The organism is Streptomyces sp. NBC_01454 (assembly GCF_036227565.1).
In the GTDB taxonomy this organism is placed as follows: Bacteria; Actinomycetota; Actinomycetes; order Streptomycetales; family Streptomycetaceae; genus Streptomyces.
The window spans coordinates 5013154-5025970 of record NZ_CP109460.1 but is presented as its reverse complement, the minus strand read 5'-3'; the positions used below and the strand labels follow the sequence as shown (position 1 = coordinate 5025970).

Below are 12817 nucleotides of genomic sequence, written 5' to 3'. Positions count from 1 at the left end.
AGTGTGAGCGATCCGGTCGGGCCACCACCCGGCCGATGACCATGCAATGCACGATCGACCGACCGAGCGCCTTGAGGGGATGGCGCCGCGTGGCACCGACGGAGGACTCAAGGCACCGTGGACGCGCAAGGCCGTGGGCGGGCGGGCGACAACAACGTCGATCCCGCCGATCAATGGGTGTTCGATCCGAACACCGGCAATTACGAGCTGCGACTTGACCATGCCGGTCAAGCCCCCGCTCAGCCCTCCGATCGCAAGGCCCCCGGCACCAGACGCGCCGCGCGCCGGCCGGGCGGCGAGGGCGGTGACACCGACACCCGTCCGCTGCCGACCCAGCGCGGGCGGCGGGACGAGGATGCGGCGCAGGACGACGAGCGCCCGGCCGGCGGCCGGGCGGCACGCCGGGCCGCCGGCAACCGGGCGGCGACCGCAACGGCGTCGGGCCCGGTCGGCCGCCGCAAGCCCAAGCCGAAGGCGTCCGGGAAGAAGAAGGCGCTGTACTGGACGGCCGGTGTGGTGAGCTTCGTGCTCGTCGCCGGCTGCGGTGCCGCGTACTTCGTCTACCAGCAGCTGGACGGCAACATCTCCAAGGTCGATGTCGGCGTGGAGAACGAAGCGGTCTCCAACGGCCCGGTCAACGTCCTCATCATCGGGACGGACGCCCGCTCCGGTAAGGGCAACGCCGGCTACGGCGATGCCGGCAGCGTCGGGCACGCGGACACCACGATCCTGATGCACATCTCCAAGGACCGGACGAACGCCACCGCGCTGAGCATCCCGCGCGACATGATCACCAACATCCCGAACTGCCCGACGAAGCAGAAGGACGGCTCGAGGAAGACCATCCCGGGCGAGAACCAGGTGCGGTTCAACACCAGCCTGGGCCAGGAGGGCCGGGACCCCGGCTGCACCTGGCGCACCGTCGAGCAGATGACCGGGCTGAAGATCGACCACTTCATGATGGCCGACTTCAACGCCGTCAAGGAGCTGTCCACCGCGGTGGACGGCGTCGAGGTGTGCGCGGGCAAGGACCTCAACGACCCCAAGTCGCACCTGAAGTTGAAGGCCGGCCGGCACATCGTCATGGGCGAGCAGGCGCTGGCGTTCGTCCGTACCCGGCACGCCATCGGATTCGGCAGCGACCTGGACCGGATCAAGATGCAGCAGCAGTTCCTCAGCTCGCTGATCCGCAAGCTGAAGTCCAGCGCGTTCAGCAGCCCGGGCAAGCTCTACGACGTCAGCCAGGCGGCGACCAAGGCGCTCACCGTCGACACCGGTATCGGCACGGCGGGGAAGCTGCTGGACTTCGGCAACGACCTCAAGAAGGTCGACATCGACAAGATCACCTTCGCCACGGTGCCGGTGCTGGACAACCCCAAGGACGCGGCGACCGTCATCCTCAACAAGACCGCGGCGGACCCGCTGTTCGCGATGGTGCGGGCGGACCACGCCCTGGCCAAGGGCAAGAAGGGCAAGGGCAAGAAATCCGCGCCGGTGAAGAAGGCCCCGCCCGAGCAGGTGCGGGTCGACGTCACCAACGGCGGCGGTCCGATCGGCTCGGCGCAGGAGACCGTGGACTGGCTGCAGAACTCCAAGGCCGCCAAGCTCTCCACCAACGCCGGCAACGCCCCCTCGAAGCTGGCCGCCACCCGCCTCGAGTACGCGCCCAACCAGGCCGACCAGGCAGCCACCCTGGCCGACTGGATGGGCCTGCCCAAGAGCGCGCTGAAGAAGTCGTCGCAGAACGCCGGTGCCCGTCAGCCGATGAAGCTCGTCCTCGGCAAGGACTTCAAGGCACCGGGCTCGCCGATCGAGGCGCCGACCGAAACCCCGGACGGGGTGCAGAACGTCAATGCAGATGACAAGAACATCTGCGCGAAGTGATCTGAGCGGGATACGGCCGCCCCGCCGAGGCGCCGAGCGCACCATCGGACGGAGAACGGGGAGAGGGCCAGATGCGGCAGAGCAGTGTGCGTGGTGACCGATCACGCCGGCGACGTGAGCCGGACGCACAGGAGTTGGGCTGGGACGACGGTCTCTACGCGGACGGCGGACTGCCGCCGGACGCCCCCGGTTGGACGCCCGCCGACGGCGGCGTGCCCCCCGAGGACGGGGACACGTCCGCCGACGGCGGCCACCGCAAAGGGGGGCGGCCGCGCCGAGGCAAGGGCCGCAAGGTGCTGCGCTGGACCGCCCTCACCCTCACCGTCCTGATAGTGGGCGGCGCGGGCGCCGGGTACTGGTACTACGAGCACCTCAATGCCAACCTCCGCAAGGCTCCGCGGTCCCTGGCCGGGGACGGCCTCAAGAAGCCGGACCCCAACGCCTTCGGGCAGAGCCCGCTGAACATCCTGCTGTTGGGCTCCGACGGCCGTAACAGCGCGGAGAACATCAAGCTCGGCGGCGCCCGGCAGGACGCGGACCGCAAGCCGCTGGCGGATGTGCAGATGCTGCTGCACGTCTCCGCGGACCGCAGCAACATGTCGGTGGTCTCCATCCCGCGCGACACCCGGGTGACGATCCCGCAGTGCAAGGACCCCAAGACGCACCAGGTCTATCCGCAGACCTCCGCGGCCATCAACCAGTCGCTCCAGCACGGCGGTCCGGGGTGCACCCTGGCCACCTGGCAGGAGCTGACCGGGGTCTACATCGACCACTTCATGATGGTCGACTTCTCCGGCGTGGTCTCCATGGCGGACGCCATCGGCGGCGTCCCGGTCTGTGTCGACAACAACGTCTACTCGCACGACCGCAGGGGCCACGGCAGCGGGCTGAAGCTCACCAAGGGCACCCACTCCGTCAAGGGCGTCCAGGCCCTGCAGTGGCTGCGCACCCGCTACGGCTTCGAGGACAACACCGACATCGGCCGGGCCAAGGCCCAGCACATGTACATGAACTCGATGGTCCGTCAGCTCAAGCAGGGCACCAAGCTCACCGACCCGGGCAAGCTGCGCGATCTGGCGGAGGCCGCGACCAAGTCGCTGACCGTCGACGACGGCCTGGACACCGTCAAGAAGCTCTACGACCTGGGCGGTGACCTCAACCGGGTCCCGACCAAGCGCATCACGATGGTGACCATGCCGTGGCAGTACGGCCCCGGCGAGCAGTACGTCGAGCCCAAGCCCGGCGACGCGGAGGCCACCTTCGCGCTGCTGCGCAACGACACCGCGCTGGACGGCAAGGACAAGAAGAAGAAGGCGGCGCCCGCGCCCAAGCCCTCGACGCCCAAGGGCGCGCTGAAGGTCGTGGTGCAAAACGGCACCAACAGCACGGTGAACGGCCCGGTCTCCGGCCGCGCGGCCGTCATCCAGCAGCGGCTCGCCGGCCTCGGCTACGGCGCGGCCGCCACCGACGCGGCGCTCACCACCCAGGCCGACACCACGATCACCTACCGGGACAAGGCGCTGCGGGGCGACGCCCTGGCGCTGGCGAAGGCGCTCGGCCTGCCCAAGGGCGCGGTACGGGAGTCCAGTTCGGCCACCGGGATGCGGCTGGTGGTCGGCAACGACTGGCGCACCGGCTCGGCGTACCCGAAGACGTCGGGCGACGACAAGAGCGCGGACAAGGCACCGGAGAGCGCCGACGCGCTCAACGGCGAGGACTCCAAGGCCTGCATGAAGGTGAACCCGCAGTACAGCTTCTGAGTCGCGGGACACCGCGGGCTCCGCCCGTCCTCACTTGCGCGTGCCAACCCCCGCTTCACTGTCGTGAGTTCACCAGCAGGGCCCTGCCCGAGCATGCGGCAGGGCCGGCTCGACGGCGACCGCCGCCGGGAAACGTCCCTACTCGGCCCCGGCCGTCGCGGTCGTCACGGCCGGACGGCGGCTGGCGATGACCTTCCGGGCGAGCGAGCGGGGGCTGGTCAGGAAGCCCACGCCCCAGGCCATGTGCATGGTGGCCAGGGCGAGGGGGATCTGGAGGCGCGCCTTCGGTGCGAGGCCCTTGCCGGCGGGCACCGAGCCCGCGACGATCGCGGCGAGATAGCCGCCCGGGACGATCAGCGCCCAGGGCGTGACCGCCGCGCCGGCCACCAGGCCCGCGGCGATGGCGCACACCGCGGCCGGCGGCGCGAGATAGCGCAGATTGATCGATCCGGCGTGGTAGCGGGCCACGACATGGCGCCACTTGCCGTAGTCCTTGTACTGCTTGGCCAGGGCCTTCACGCTCGGCCGCGGGCGGTACTGGACCTTCAGCTCGGGCGAGAACCAGACCGCGCCGCCGGCCTCCCGGATGCGGAAGTTCAGCTCCCAGTCCTGGGCGCGGATGAACTCCTCGTTGTAGCCGCCCTGCCGCTCCAGCGCCTCGCGCCGGAAGACGCCGAGGTAGACGGTCTCGGCGGGGCCCGCCTGCCCACCGGTGTGGAAGGCGGCGTTGCCCACGCCGATCCTGGAGGTCATCGCGGCGGCGACCGCGTCCTCCCAGGCGTTCTCCCCCTCGGCGTGCATGATGCCGCCGACGTTGGCCGCGCCGGTCTCCTCCAGGAGGCGCACGGCGGTGGCGATGTAGTTCCGCGAGAGCATGCCGTGACCGTCGACGCGGACCACGATGGGGTGCCGGGACGCCTTGATCGCGGCGTTCAGCGCGGCGGGGGTACGGCCGGTGGGGTTCGCCACCGTGTGCACCCGGGGGTCCTCGGCGACGAGTTCGGCGGCGATCTCGTCCGTACGGTCCTCGGACGGGCCGAGGGCGATCACCACCTCCATCTCTCCGGCGTACTCCTGCTCCAGGATGTGCCGGACCGAATTGCGCAGGTGACGTTCCTCATTGAGCACCGGCATGATCACGGAGACGGCCGGGGGCTGCTGCTGCGGCATGGTTCCTCAGGGGGTACGGCCCGCGGCGGCCGCCAGCGACGGCAGCGCCCGCCGGGAGACTGCAGTATCGCGCCTCACGTTACCGCGAATGGGGGACGCCCTCGGGCGCAGCCGGGTGGCCGGGCGCCGGATGCCCGGCGTGTGGTGCTTTGCAGCCGATCGTATGGGCCTACGGTGTCCTGGCCGGATTCGTCCCCGCCCTCTCCCCTTCTCCGTGTTCCCCGTGTTCCCCGTGTTCCCCGTGTTCCCCCGTGTTCCCCCGTCCTGCCCCGCTCCCCCGCCGGGCACCGCTCACGCCGTCCAGCCGCGGAGGTGTCCCCGTGACCGCGCCGTTCCGCTCCCCCCGTCCGGCCAGGCGCCGGGCCGCCCGGCCCGCACCGCGCCGGCGCCCGCCGGGGAAGCGCTGGGGGCTGCGGATCGGCGCCGCCGCGTCCGTCCTGGTGCTGGCCGCGAGCGGGATCGGGCACGCCATGGTCACGGGCGTGGAGAGCGGCATCGGCCGGGTGGACGCCTTCAAGGGCATGAGCAACCGCCCCGGCGGCGGCGACGGCCTGAACTTCCTGGTCGTCGGCACGGACGGGCGGGACAAGCTCACCGCCGAGGAGAAGCAGCGGTACCACCTGGGCGGCGCGCCCTGTCACTGCACGGACACGCTCATGCTGGTGCACCTCTCCGCCGACCGGGACCGCGCCAGCGTGATCAGCCTCCCCCGGGACTCCTACGCCGAGGTCCCCGCCCACACCGACGCCGTCACCGGCGCGCAGCGCCCCGTCCACGCCATCAAGCTGAACGCGGCCTATGCGGAGGGCGGCCCCAACCTCACCGTGCGGACCGTCGAGCACATGACGGGCGTGCACATCGACCACTATCTGGAGGTCGACTTCACCAGCTTCATGCGCAGCGTGGACGCGGTCGGCGGGGTGGAGATCTGCACCGTACGGCCGCTGCGGGACAGCTATACGGGCCTGGCCCTGCCGGTCGGCAAGTCGCAGCTCAACGGGGGGCGGGCGCTGCAGTACGTGCGCTCCCGGCATATCGACGGCTCCGCCGATCTCGGCCGGATGCAGCGCCAGCAGCGCTTCCTGGCCGCCCTCATCCACAAGATCACCTCCTCCGGAGTGCTGATGAACCCCATCCGCTTCAGGGACGTCGCCGACACGATGCTGCGGTCCGTACGGGCCGACTCGGGCTTCGGGGCGGGCGACCTGGTCGACCTCGGGCAGGCGATGCGCGGCTTCACCCCGTCGTCCTCGGAGTTCACCTCGGTGCCGCTGACCGGCACGGCCCGGACGGTGCCGGGCGTCGGCTCGACGGTGCGGTGGGATCCGGTGCAGGCGCCGAAGCTCTTCCAGGCGATCCGCGAGGACAAGCCGATCGCGGCACACCCGGACGGGACGGCGCCGCGGGGCAGGGTCGTGGACGTCCCGCCGGGCCAGATCCAGGTGCGGGTCGACAACGGCAGCGGCCAGGGCGGGGCGGGCAGCTCGGTGGCCGGGGAGCTGCGGGCCACCGGCTTCGCCACCACCGGCGCCCCCGCCACCTCCCCTCTCGGCGCGGTGCCCCGCACGGTCATCGCCTACGACCCGCGCTGGGACCGCTCGGCCCGCTCGCTGGCCGCCGCGCTGCCGGGCGCCGAGCTGCACCCGGCGGCCGGGCAGGGGCCGGTGATGCGGGTGACGGTCGGCCGTGACCACCGGGCCGTGCGGCGGGTGCGGGCGGAGGAGCCGCCGCAGCGGCCCGGCGGGATCGCCGCGATCACCGGCGACCAGGCGGTGTGCCCATGAGCGAGCGCGGCGCGTTCCCCGGCGAAAGCTGCGCGCCTGGCCGAAGCGAGGCGGCATGAGTGTCCCCGCGCCTCGCCGGACCGTGCCGGGGCCGCCGGCCCGGCGGCCGGGCGCACACCACCGTGCGCGCCGGGTCACGGTGACCCTCGCGGCCATGGGGCTGGTCGCGGCCACCGCCGCCGCGGCCCCGCCGGCGCCCGACGCACCGACCGGCTGCGGGGATCTGGTGCGCGGCCAGCTGTGCCTGCGCGGCCCGGTGGGGTCCGACGGGACGTACACCGCGAGCTACCGGCGGCACCCGCCCACCGGGCCCGGCGAGATCATCGTGCGGCTCGGCTACCAGCGCAAGAACGACCGGATCACGGCCTTCCCCGGCTGGTTCGGCACCCGGCGGACGCAGGGCGGTGCCGTCGGGCTGAGCGGCCGGGTGGAGATGCTCGCGGACGAGTGCATCCGGGGCGTCATGGAGCGGGCGCAGACGATCTACGTCACAAAATGGACCTGCAGTTGATGTCCCGGATGTCCTGAAAGGGGCGCATCGTGTGGCAGGTAGTGCTGGGCATCACGCCCGGCTCGGTGGTGCTCTTCCTGGCCCTGGCGCTGATGGTGGCGCTGGCGCTGGCCCTGTGGACGGCCCGCGCCCTGGGGGGCCGCGCACCGCGCACCACGGCCCGGATGCTGCTGGCCGGCTGGCTGCTGCTGCTCCTGGTGGCGACGCTCACGCCCAGCCAGCCGATCGGCTCCGGGGACGCCACGGTGTGGTGGCGGCCCGGTGAGGGACTGTTCGATCTGGGCGCCCAGCTGGAGCCCGGGGAGCTGGGGATGCTGGTGCGGCGGCAGATCGCCAATGCCGCGCTGTTCGTCCCCGCGCCGCTGCTGCTGCGGTTCGCCGCGCCGCGCGTCTCGGCCGCCGCGGCGTTCCTGCTGGGGGTGGGCCTGTGCCTGGTCATCGAGACCGCGCAGCTGCTGATGCGGGCCGGGCGGATCGCCGATGTCGACGATGTGATCTGCGCGGCGGCCGGCACCGTCATCGGTACAGGCCTGGCGCTGCTCGCGCAGCTGACGGTCGCCGCTATGCGTCGTCGAGGCCTTCCGCGGCACGTCGTTCGCGCAGCTCCTTGATGGCGCGCCGCCGGGCGAGGCGGTGCGTACGGCGGATCTGCGCCTCCTGGTAGCGGCGCTGGTCGCGCTCGGTCTCGGGGACCACCGGCGGCACCCGGCGCGGCTTGCCCTGCTCGTCGACGGCGGCGAAGACGAGGTAGGCGGAGCCGACCTGCTGGGCGGGGCTGGATTCGTTCCAGCGCTCGGCCAGGACCCGCACGCCGACCTCCATCGAGGAGCGGCCGGTCCAGTTGACCTGGGCGCGCACATGGACGAGGTCGCCGATCCGCACCGGCTCGAGGAAGACCATCTCGTCCATGGAGGCGGTCACGGCCGGCCCGCCGGAGTGGCGCCCGGCGACCGCACCCGCCGCGTCGTCCACGAGCTTCATGATCACGCCGCCGTGCACCGTTCCCAGCAGGTTGGTGTCGACCGCCGTCATGATGTGGCTGAGGGTGATGCGGGACACGGAGGTGGGCCTGCCCGCCTGTTCATCCTCGGGCTTTTCGGTGACGAGTTCGGTCATACGGCCAGCCTAAGTGGCCCGCGGACGGCCGGGCCCCGCGCGGTCCGTGAGACAGCTCTCGCCCCCGCGGCAGCTCCGTGACATTGCTCTCGCGGTGCCCGCCGGATACAAACCGGAATACAGGCTTCCGTTATCCCAGGTCGGAATGGTGACGTCCCCTTCCGGTATGCGGCCAAAGGCCGCCGTGGCTTTGCATCAGCTCTGCAACAGCCCTGGCCCGATCCGGCACCCGCTCTATGGAGCACCCCGCCGCGGCATGCACACTCCTCCTATGAATGAGTGGCCCAATGGGTGGTCCGGCGACCAGAGCGGCAACCGGTACGGATACGGCAGCGGCAGTGCCGAGCCGGAGGGTGCGCGTGCCATGCCCCAGGTACGGCGCGACGCAGGCTCCGGCTACCAGCGGCACGAGCCGCCGCTGCCGCAGTCGATGTCCCCGCGCAGGGGCGCGACCGTGCCGCCGCAGCAGTCCCAGGGCTACGACGACTCGTACGACAGCGGTTACAGCACCGGCCAGGTCTACGGCGGCGGGGGCGGCGGGGGCCGTCGCGGCGACGACCTCGGCGACGGACGGCCCGGGCGGCCGCGCCCGCGCTGGGGCCGGCGGATCAAGTGGACCGTGATCACCCTGGTCGCGGTGCTCGCGGTGGCCTCGGTCGCCACCTACTTCTGGGCCGACGGCAAGCTCCGCCGCCAGGTGGACCTGAGCAAGGTCATCGACCGGCCGGTGACGGGCGACGGCACCAACTACCTGATCGTCGGCTCGGACAGCCGCGAGGGCATGTCTGCCGCGGAGAAGCAGAAGCTGCACACCGGCTCCGCCGCGGGCAAGCGCACCGACTCGATGATGATCCTGCACGACGGCAGCAACGGCCCGACGCTGATATCCCTGCCGCGTGACTCGGACGTCGAGATACCGTCGTTCGTCGGCTCGGACTCCGGCAAGAAGTACCCGGACACCGGGCGGCACACCAAGCTCAACGCGGCCTACGCCGAGGACGGCCCGGAGCTGCTGGTGCGCACCGTCGAGTACAACACCAAGCTGCACATCGACCACTACGTCGAGATCGGCTTCGCGGGCTTCGCCAACATCGTGGACGCCATCGGCGGCGTCGAGATGGACATCCCCAAGGCGTTCAAGGACAAGAACTCCGGCGCCGACTTCCCGGCCGGCAAGCAGACGCTCAACGGCCAGCAGGCACTCGCCTTCGTCCGCACCCGGCACGCCTTCGCCGGCCAGGACCTGGACCGGACGAAGAACCAGCAGAAGTTCCTGGCGACGCTGGCCAGCCAGACGGCCACCCCGGGGACCGTGCTCAACCCCTTCAAGCTCTACCCGACGATGAGCGCCGGACTGGCCACCCTCATCGTCGACAAGGACATGAACCTGTTCGACCTCGGCAGCATGTTCTTCGCGATGAAGGGCGTCACCGGCGGCGAGGGCAAGTCGATGAACATGCCCATCTCCGGCTCCACCGGCGGCAACCTCGTCTGGGACAAGGCCAAGCTCCGCCAGCTGGTCCAGCAGCTGAACAACGACGAGAAGGTCACCGTCAGCGGCAACTGACCACGCCCGCACGACGCGAGGGGCCCCGGACCGCCACTGCGGTCCGGGGCCCTCGCCGTGTGCCGTATCTGCGGCCTACTGCGGGAGGTTGCGCGCCATCACGATCCGCTGGACCTGGTTCGTGCCCTCGTAGATCTGCGTGATCTTCGCGTCGCGCATCATCCGCTCGACCGGGTAGTCACGGGTGTAGCCGTAGCCGCCGAGCAGCTGGACGGCGTCCGTGGTGACCTCCATGGCGGCGTCGGAGGCGTAGCACTTGGCCGCGGCGCCGAAGAACGTCAGGTCCTCGCCCTTGCCGCCGGCGGATATCCGCTCCGAGCGGGCGGCCGCGGCGTAGGTGAGCTGACGGGCCGCCTCCACCTTCATGGCCATGTCGGCGAGCATGAACTGGACGCCCTGGAAGTCGCCGATCGGCTTGCCGAACTGCTTGCGCTCCTGGACGTAGCCCTTGGCGTAGTCCAGGGCGCCCTGGGCGATGCCGAGCGCCTGGGCCGCGATGGTGATGCGGGTGTGGTCCAGGGTCTTCATGGCGGTGGCGAAGCCGGTTCCCTCGGCGCCGATGATGCGGTCGGCGGGGATCCGGACGTTGTCGAGGTAGACCTCGCGGGTCGGGGAGCCCTTGATGCCGAGCTTCTTCTCCGGGGCGCCGAAGGAGACGCCCTCGTCGCCCTTCTCGACGACGAAGGCCGAGATGCCCTTGGAACGCTTCTCGGGGTCGGTGACGGCCATCACCGTGTAGAACTCGCTGACGCCGGCGTTGGTGATCCAGCGCTTGACGCCGTTGAGGACGTAGTGGTCGCCGTCACGGACGGCCTTGGTCTTCATCCCTGCCGCGTCGGAGCCGGCGTCCGGCTCGCTCAGGCAGTACGAGAACATCCCGTCGCCCTTGGCCAGCGGGCCCAGGTACTTCGCCTTCAGCTCCTCGGAGCCGGAGAGTACCACCGGCAGCGAGCCGAGCTTGTTGACCGCCGGGATGAGGGAGGACGACGCGCAGACGCGGGCGACCTCCTCGATGACGATGACGGTCGCCAGGGCATCGGCGCCGGCGCCCCCGTAGGCCTCCGGGACATGGACGGCGTGCAGGTCGTTGGCGACCAGCGCGTCGTGCGCCTCCTGCGGGAAGCGGGCCTCCTCGTCCACCGCGGCGGCGAACGGCGCGATCTTCGCCTCGGCGAGCGAGCGCACCGACTCGCGGAGCATGTCGTGCTCCTCCGACGGCCGGTACAGATCGAAATCAGCGGTTCCCGCCAAGGTTTCTCACTCCCCTGAGAGCTGACTGCAGTGCTAACTACCGTTAAGTAACCCGTTATCTCTCCGGATTCTAGGCGCCGGATCCGGCTGCGGATACGTGAGGTTGCCGACAGTGACCCGCGGGGCGGGGCGAGCGGCTGGAGTGACCCGTTCCGAGCCCGACTATGCTCGGTCAGCGCCAATTGCCCGCCCGCCCGTCACACCCGACCACCACCCTGTATGCCGGCGCCCGCGCCGCCCCGCTTGTTTGGAGCATCCATGGCCCTCAAGATCACAGTGATCGGCACCGGCTACCTCGGCGCCACCCACGCCGCGGCCATGGCCGAGCTGGGCTTCGAGGTGCTGGGGCTCGACGTGGTCCCCGAGAAGATCGAGATGCTGCAGCGGGGCGAGGTCCCGATGTACGAGCCCGGCCTGGAGGACCTGCTGCGCCGCCATGTCGCCGGGATCGAGGGGGCGAGCGGGCGGCTGCGCTTCACCACCTCCTATGAGGAGGCCGGCGCCTTCGGCGATGTCCACTTCGTCTGTGTGAACACCCCGCAGAAGCACGGGGAGTACGCCTGTGACATGTCCTACGTGGAGAGCGCCTTCGACGCGCTGGCTCCGCATCTGACCCGGCCCGCCCTGGTGGTCGGCAAGTCGACGGTGCCGGTGGGCAGCGCGGCCCGGCTCGCCGAGCGGCTGGCCGCGGCCGCCCCGGCCGGCGCGGAGGTGGAGCTGGCCTGGAACCCGGAGTTCCTGCGCGAGGGCTTCGCCGTCCAGGACACCCTGCACCCGGACCGGATCGTGGTGGGCGTGGCCGGCGAACGGGGCGAAGAGCTGCTGCGTGAGGTGTACGCCACGCCGATCGCCGAGGGCTCCCCCTTCATCGCCATGGACTACCCGACGTCCGAGCTGGTGAAGACCTCCGCCAACTCCTTCCTGGCCACGAAGATCTCCTTCATCAACGCGATGGCGGAGATCTGCGAGGCGGCCGACGGCGATGTGGTGAAGCTCGCCGAGGCCATCGGGCACGACGACCGGATCGGCAAGAAGTTCCTGCGGGCCGGTATCGGCTTCGGCGGCGGCTGTCTGCCCAAGGACCTGCGGGCCTTCATGGCGCGCGCCGGTGAACTGGGCGCCGACCAGGCGCTGACGTTCCTGCGCGAGATCGACTCGATCAACATGCGGCGCCGCGGCCACATGGTCGAGCTGACCCGCAACGCGGTCGGCGGCGGCTTCCTGGGCAAGCGGGTCGCCGTGCTGGGCGCGACCTTCAAGCCGGACTCGGACGACGTCCGCGACTCCCCCGCGCTCAACGTCGCCGGCCAGATCCACCTCCAGGGCGGCCAGGTGACGGTCTACGACCCGAAGGGCATGGAGAACGCCCGGCGTATCTTCCCGACGCTGGCGTACGCGGACAGCGCGCTGGAGGCGGTGCGCGGCGCGGACGTGGTGCTGCACCTCACGGAGTGGCGCGAGTTCCGTGAACTGGACCCCGCCACGTTGGGCGACGTCGTCGCCGAGCGCCGCATCTTGGACGGCCGCAATGCCTTGGACCCGGACCTCTGGCGCAAGGCGGGCTGGACCTACCGGGCGCTTGGGCGCCCGTCCGCGTAGCGGATTTCTTCCCACGTTTTCGGCTGTCCCGCCGTGGTGGGCTTCTCGCCGTGGCGCCTGCGGCGGGCGTGGGTGGTCGACTTCCCCGCCGTGCGGGTTGCGCTTGCGCTGCGCGCCGCGGTCGCATGTTTTCGGCTGTCCCGCCGTAGTGGCGTCTCGCCGTAGCGCCTGCGGC

General features: G+C 71.1%; 10 protein-coding genes. 7 read left to right on the top strand and 3 right to left on the bottom strand.

From position 1 onward, the window contains the following. Positions 1 to 117 precede the first annotated feature (117 nt). Both OIU81_RS22345 and OIU81_RS22340 read left to right on the top strand, forming a co-directional pair. On the top strand, positions 118 to 1884 hold the full coding sequence (locus tag OIU81_RS22345) for an LCP family protein (protein WP_329150592.1): 1767 nt from the start codon (positions 118 to 120) through the stop codon (positions 1882 to 1884). A 71-nt stretch (positions 1885 to 1955) separates the two neighbouring features. Then, positions 1956 to 3644, top strand: coding sequence for an LCP family protein (locus tag OIU81_RS22340; protein WP_329150591.1), 1689 nt, complete (start codon positions 1956 to 1958; stop codon positions 3642 to 3644). A 138-nt stretch (positions 3645 to 3782) separates the two neighbouring features. Here the strand turns inward: OIU81_RS22340 and OIU81_RS22335 are convergent, their stop codons facing one another. Then, positions 3783 to 4814 (bottom strand): glycosyltransferase family 2 protein, encoded by a 1032-nt coding sequence (locus OIU81_RS22335; RefSeq protein WP_329150589.1) that lies wholly within the window; start codon positions 4812 to 4814, stop codon positions 3783 to 3785. A 320-nt stretch (positions 4815 to 5134) separates the two neighbouring features. Here OIU81_RS22335 and OIU81_RS22330 point away from each other — a divergent pair, with 320 nt between their 5' ends. Genes OIU81_RS22330 through OIU81_RS22320 form a run of 3 tightly spaced genes read left to right on the top strand, consistent with a single transcriptional unit; the run spans position 5135 to position 7720 of the window. Beyond that, positions 5135 to 6598 carry an LCP family protein gene (locus OIU81_RS22330; protein ID WP_329150587.1) on the top strand — a complete coding sequence of 488 codons (1464 nt, stop codon included), beginning with the start codon at positions 5135 to 5137 and terminating at the stop codon, positions 6596 to 6598. Positions 6599 to 6653: 55 nt separating this feature from the next. Further along, complete coding sequence (locus OIU81_RS22325; RefSeq protein ID WP_329150584.1) at positions 6654 to 7109, top strand: hypothetical protein; 456 nt, start codon at positions 6654 to 6656, stop codon at positions 7107 to 7109. 29 nt (positions 7110 to 7138) lie between these two features. Further along, positions 7139 to 7720, top strand: coding sequence for a VanZ family protein (locus OIU81_RS22320; protein ID WP_329150582.1), 582 nt, complete (start codon positions 7139 to 7141; stop codon positions 7718 to 7720). On the opposite strand, the gene OIU81_RS22315 is transcribed toward OIU81_RS22320, so the two are convergent. Continuing rightward, a complete protein-coding gene (locus OIU81_RS22315; RefSeq protein ID WP_329150580.1) occupies positions 7671 to 8225 on the bottom strand; it encodes an acyl-CoA thioesterase in 555 nt (184 codons plus the stop codon). The genes OIU81_RS22320 and OIU81_RS22315 overlap by 50 nt on opposite strands. Positions 8226 to 8496: 271 nt before the next feature. Between OIU81_RS22315 and OIU81_RS22310 the strand changes: the two genes are divergently transcribed. Next, the gene (locus tag OIU81_RS22310; protein ID WP_329150578.1) at positions 8497 to 9792 is read left to right on the top strand and encodes an LCP family protein; all 1296 of its coding nucleotides are present in this window, start codon (positions 8497 to 8499) and stop codon (positions 9790 to 9792) included. Positions 9793 to 9867: 75 nt separating this feature from the next. On the opposite strand, the gene OIU81_RS22305 is transcribed toward OIU81_RS22310, so the two are convergent. Then, the gene (locus OIU81_RS22305) at positions 9868 to 11043 is read right to left on the bottom strand and encodes an acyl-CoA dehydrogenase family protein (protein ID WP_329150576.1); all 1176 of its coding nucleotides are present in this window, start codon (positions 11041 to 11043) and stop codon (positions 9868 to 9870) included. Between the two features lie 258 nt (positions 11044 to 11301). Between OIU81_RS22305 and OIU81_RS22300 the strand changes: the two genes are divergently transcribed. Continuing rightward, positions 11302 to 12642, top strand: a complete 1341-nt coding sequence (locus tag OIU81_RS22300; protein ID WP_329150574.1) for a UDP-glucose dehydrogenase family protein — start codon at positions 11302 to 11304, stop codon at positions 12640 to 12642. The last annotated feature ends 175 nt before the right edge of the window (positions 12643 to 12817 follow it).